Here is a 5,326-nt window from a genome sequence, read left to right as displayed (position 1 = left end):
GTCTACTGATCATCGAGCAGTTCAATATATATATGTAAACAAACAAAAAAAGCCTTCTCATCATCGAGAAACCTTGTCATATCAACATATAGAGGAAAGCTTCCAAGCGGGCTCGAACCGCTGACCTCTTCCTTACCATGGAAGTGCTCTACCTGCTGAGCTATGGAAGCAATGGCTCCGCAGGTAGGATTCGAACCTACGACCGATCGGTTAACAGCCGATAGCTCTACCACTGAGCTACTGCGGAATGAAGTCTGCCTGGCGATGTCCTACTCTCACAGGGGGAAACCCCCGACTACCATCGGCGCTGAAGAGCTTAACTTCCGTGTTCGGTATGGGAACGGGTGTGACCTCTTCGCTATCGCCACCAAACAAATTGAGAGTGTTCTCTCAAAACTAGATAACAGGTGTGACATCATTCAAAAATATGGTTAAGTCCTCGATCGATTAGTATCTGTCAGCTCCATGTGTCGCCACACTTCCACCTCAGACCTATCAACCTGATCATCTTTCAGGGATCTTACTTCCTTGCGGAATGGGAAATCTCATCTTGAGGGGGGCTTCATGCTTAGATGCTTTCAGCACTTATCCCGTCCGCACATAGCTACCCAGCGATGCCCTTGGCAGAACAACTGGTACACCAGCGGTGCGTCCATCCCGGTCCTCTCGTACTAAGGACAGCTCCTCTCAAATTTCCTGCGCCCGCGACGGATAGGGACCGAACTGTCTCACGACGTTCTGAACCCAGCTCGCGTACCGCTTTAATGGGCGAACAGCCCAACCCTTGGGACCGACTACAGCCCCAGGATGCGATGAGCCGACATCGAGGTGCCAAACCTCCCCGTCGATGTGGACTCTTGGGGGAGATAAGCCTGTTATCCCCGGGGTAGCTTTTATCCGTTGAGCGATGGCCCTTCCATGCGGAACCACCGGATCACTAAGCCCGACTTTCGTCCCTGCTCGACTTGTAGGTCTCGCAGTCAAGCTCCCTTGTGCCTTTACACTCTGCGAATGATTTCCAACCATTCTGAGGGAACCTTTGGGCGCCTCCGTTACCTTTTAGGAGGCGACCGCCCCAGTCAAACTGCCCACCTGACACTGTCTCCCCGCCCGATAAGGGCGGCGGGTTAGAAGGTCAATACAGCCAGGGTAGTATCCCACCGATGCCTCCACCGAAGCTGGCGCTCCGGTTTCCAAGGCTCCTACCTATCCTGTACAAGCTGTACCAACATTCAATATCAGGCTGCAGTAAAGCTCCACGGGGTCTTTCCGTCCTGTCGCGGGTAACCTGCATCTTCACAGGTACTATAATTTCACCGAGTCTCTCGTTGAGACAGTGCCCAGATCGTTGCGCCTTTCGTGCGGGTCGGAACTTACCCGACAAGGAATTTCGCTACCTTAGGACCGTTATAGTTACGGCCGCCGTTTACTGGGGCTTCAATTCGCACCTTCGCTTACGCTAAGCGCTCCTCTTAACCTTCCAGCACCGGGCAGGCGTCAGCCCCTATACTTCGCCTTACGGCTTCGCAGAGACCTGTGTTTTTGCTAAACAGTCGCCTGGGCCTATTCACTGCGGCTCTCTCGGGCTTGCACCCTAACAGAGCACCCCTTCTCCCGAAGTTACGGGGTCATTTTGCCGAGTTCCTTAACGAGAGTTCTCTCGATCACCTTAGGATTCTCTCCTCGCCTACCTGTGTCGGTTTGCGGTACGGGCACCTCTCACCTCGCTAGAGGCTTTTCTTGGCAGTGTGGAATCAGGAACTTCGCTACTATATTTCGCTCGCCATCACAGCTCAGCCTTATGGGAAACGGATTTGCCTATTTCCCAGCCTAACTGCTTGGACGCGGATATCCAATACCGCGCTTACCCTATCCTCCTGCGTCCCCCCATTGCTCAAATGGTGAGGAGGTGGTACAGGAATATCAACCTGTTGTCCATCGCCTACGCCTTTCGGCCTCGGCTTAGGTCCCGACTAACCCTGAGCGGACGAGCCTTCCTCAGGAAACCTTAGGCATTCGGTGGAGGGGATTCTCACCCCTCTTTCGCTACTCATACCGGCATTCTCACTTCTAAGCGCTCCACCAGTCCTTCCGGTCTGGCTTCACAGCCCTTAGAACGCTCTCCTACCACTGTTCGAAGAACAGTCCGCAGCTTCGGTGATACGTTTAGCCCCGGTACATTTTCGGCGCAGAGTCACTCGACCAGTGAGCTATTACGCACTCTTTAAATGGTGGCTGCTTCTAAGCCAACATCCTGGTTGTCTAAGCAACTCCACATCCTTTTCCACTTAACGTATACTTTGGGACCTTAGCTGGCGGTCTGGGCTGTTTCCCTTTCGACTACGGATCTTATCACTCGCAGTCTGACTCCCAAGGATAAGTCATTGGCATTCGGAGTTTGACTGAATTCGGTAACCCGGTAGGGGCCCCTAGTCCAATCAGTGCTCTACCTCCAAGACTCTTACCTTGAGGCTAGCCCTAAAGCTATTTCGGAGAGAACCAGCTATCTCCAGGTTCGATTGGCATTTCACCCCTACCCACACCTCATCCCCGCACTTTTCAACGTGCGTGGGTTCGGGCCTCCATTCAGTGTTACCTGAACTTCACCCTGGACATGGGTAGATCACCTGGTTTCGGGTCTACGACCACGTACTCAATTCGCCCTATTCAGACTCGCTTTCGCTGCGGCTCCGCATCTTCTGCTTAACCTTGCACGGGATCGTAACTCGCCGGTTCATTCTACAAAAGGCACGCCATCACCCGTTAACGGGCTCTGACTACTTGTAGGCACACGGTTTCAGGATCTCTTTCACTCCCCTTCCGGGGTGCTTTTCACCTTTCCCTCACGGTACTGGTTCACTATCGGTCACTAGGGAGTATTTAGCCTTGGGAGATGGTCCTCCCGGATTCCGACGGAATTTCACGTGTTCCGCCGTACTCAGGATCCACTCAGGAGAGAACGAAGTTTTGACTACAGGGCTGTTACCTCCTATGGCGGGCCTTTCCAGACCTCTTCATCTACCTCGTTCCTTTGTAACTCCGTACAGAGTGTCCTACAACCCCAAGAGGCAAGCCTCTTGGTTTGGGCTAGTCCCGTTTCGCTCGCCGCTACTCAGGGAATCGCATTTGCTTTCTCTTCCTCCGGGTACTTAGATGTTTCAGTTCCCCGGGTCTGCCTTCTCATATCCTATGTATTCAGATATGGATACCACTCCATTACGAGTGGTGGGTTTCCCCATTCGGAAATCTCCGGATCAAAGCTTGCTTACAGCTCCCCGAAGCATATCGGTGTTCGTCCCGTCCTTCATCGGCTCCTAGTGCCAAGGCATCCACCGTGCGCCCTTTCTAACTTAACCGTTAAAAAGAATCACTACGTGATATCTTGCATTACTAATTGAATGTGAATTACTTCTGTTATCTAGTTTTCAAAGAACAACATCTCGAAGAATCAATGATCCTTCAAAACTAAACAAGACAGGGAACGTTCTGTTTATAAGACCCAAGGTCTTATATTCCGTTAAAATCCTTAGAAAGGAGGTGATCCAGCCGCACCTTCCGATACGGCTACCTTGTTACGACTTCACCCCAATCATCTGTCCCACCTTCGGCGGCTGGCTCCTAAAAGGTTACCTCACCGACTTCGGGTGTTACAAACTCTCGTGGTGTGACGGGCGGTGTGTACAAGGCCCGGGAACGTATTCACCGCGGCATGCTGATCCGCGATTACTAGCGATTCCAGCTTCACGCAGTCGAGTTGCAGACTGCGATCCGAACTGAGAACAGATTTGTGGGATTGGCTTAACCTCGCGGTTTCGCTGCCCTTTGTTCTGTCCATTGTAGCACGTGTGTAGCCCAGGTCATAAGGGGCATGATGATTTGACGTCATCCCCACCTTCCTCCGGTTTGTCACCGGCAGTCACCTTAGAGTGCCCAACTGAATGCTGGCAACTAAGATCAAGGGTTGCGCTCGTTGCGGGACTTAACCCAACATCTCACGACACGAGCTGACGACAACCATGCACCACCTGTCACTCTGCCCCCGAAGGGGACGTCCTATCTCTAGGATTGTCAGAGGATGTCAAGACCTGGTAAGGTTCTTCGCGTTGCTTCGAATTAAACCACATGCTCCACCGCTTGTGCGGGCCCCCGTCAATTCCTTTGAGTTTCAGTCTTGCGACCGTACTCCCCAGGCGGAGTGCTTAATGCGTTAGCTGCAGCACTAAGGGGCGGAAACCCCCTAACACTTAGCACTCATCGTTTACGGCGTGGACTACCAGGGTATCTAATCCTGTTCGCTCCCCACGCTTTCGCTCCTCAGCGTCAGTTACAGACCAGAGAGTCGCCTTCGCCACTGGTGTTCCTCCACATCTCTACGCATTTCACCGCTACACGTGGAATTCCACTCTCCTCTTCTGCACTCAAGTTCCCCAGTTTCCAATGACCCTCCCCGGTTGAGCCGGGGGCTTTCACATCAGACTTAAGAAACCGCCTGCGAGCCCTTTACGCCCAATAATTCCGGACAACGCTTGCCACCTACGTATTACCGCGGCTGCTGGCACGTAGTTAGCCGTGGCTTTCTGGTTAGGTACCGTCAAGGTGCCGCCCTATTTGAACGGTACTTGTTCTTCCCTAACAACAGAGCTTTACGATCCGAAAACCTTCATCACTCACGCGGCGTTGCTCCGTCAGACTTTCGTCCATTGCGGAAGATTCCCTACTGCTGCCTCCCGTAGGAGTCTGGGCCGTGTCTCAGTCCCAGTGTGGCCGATCACCCTCTCAGGTCGGCTACGCATCGTTGCCTTGGTGAGCCGTTACCTCACCAACTAGCTAATGCGCCGCGGGTCCATCTGTAAGTGGTAGCCGAAGCCACCTTTTATGTTTGAACCATGCGGTTCAAACAACCATCCGGTATTAGCCCCGGTTTCCCGGAGTTATCCCAGTCTTACAGGCAGGTTACCCACGTGTTACTCACCCGTCCGCCGCTAACATCAGGGAGCAAGCTCCCATCTGTCCGCTCGACTTGCATGTATTAGGCACGCCGCCAGCGTTCGTCCTGAGCCAGGATCAAACTCTCCGATAAAGTAGTTTGACTGACTACGCACATCGCTGTGCGATTTATTTAAAACTTTGAATTAACAGGTACGTTTTGTCTTGTTTAGTTTTCAAAGATCATTTTTGTTCACTTTCTCAAGCAACTTTTTAAGTATATAATAAGTTTCTCTTAAAGTCAACATGTTTTTTATAAATGGTGGAGCCTAGCGGGATCGAACCGCTGACCTCCTGCGTGCAAAGCAGGCGCTCTCCCAGCTGAGCTAAGGCCCCGAAG

At 52.4% G+C, this 5,326-nt stretch carries 3 tRNA genes and 3 rRNA genes; all 6 read right to left on the bottom strand.

The annotated features are described in order from the left end of the window. Positions 1-97 precede the first annotated feature (97 nt). The 6 genes from ACFQ9Z_RS39260 to ACFQ9Z_RS39235 all read right to left on the bottom strand — a co-directional run bounded on the left by ACFQ9Z_RS39260 (position 98) and on the right by ACFQ9Z_RS39235 (position 5,322). Positions 98-170 (bottom strand) — tRNA-Thr (locus ACFQ9Z_RS39260). A gap of 2 nt (positions 171-172) precedes the next feature. After that, positions 173-247: transfer RNA gene (locus ACFQ9Z_RS39255), tRNA-Asn, on the bottom strand. A gap of 9 nt (positions 248-256) precedes the next feature. Continuing rightward, positions 257-372, bottom strand: a 5S ribosomal RNA gene (gene rrf / locus ACFQ9Z_RS39250). A gap of 55 nt (positions 373-427) precedes the next feature. Then, positions 428-3,356: ribosomal RNA gene (locus ACFQ9Z_RS39245) — 23S ribosomal RNA — on the bottom strand. A 174-nt stretch (positions 3,357-3,530) separates the two neighbouring features. Continuing rightward, positions 3,531-5,080: ribosomal RNA gene (locus ACFQ9Z_RS39240) — 16S ribosomal RNA — on the bottom strand. Together the 16S, 23S and 5S rRNA genes with 3 tRNA genes alongside form the textbook arrangement of a ribosomal RNA operon. Positions 5,081-5,246: 166 nt before the next feature. Then, positions 5,247-5,322, bottom strand: a tRNA-Ala gene (locus tag ACFQ9Z_RS39235). Between the last annotated feature and the right edge of the window lie 4 nt (positions 5,323-5,326).

The organism is Streptomyces sp. NPDC056580, assembly GCF_042793175.1.
In the GTDB taxonomy this organism is placed as follows: Bacteria; Actinomycetota; Actinomycetes; order Streptomycetales; family Streptomycetaceae; genus Streptomyces.
This window is presented reverse-complemented; position numbering and strand designations above follow the sequence as displayed.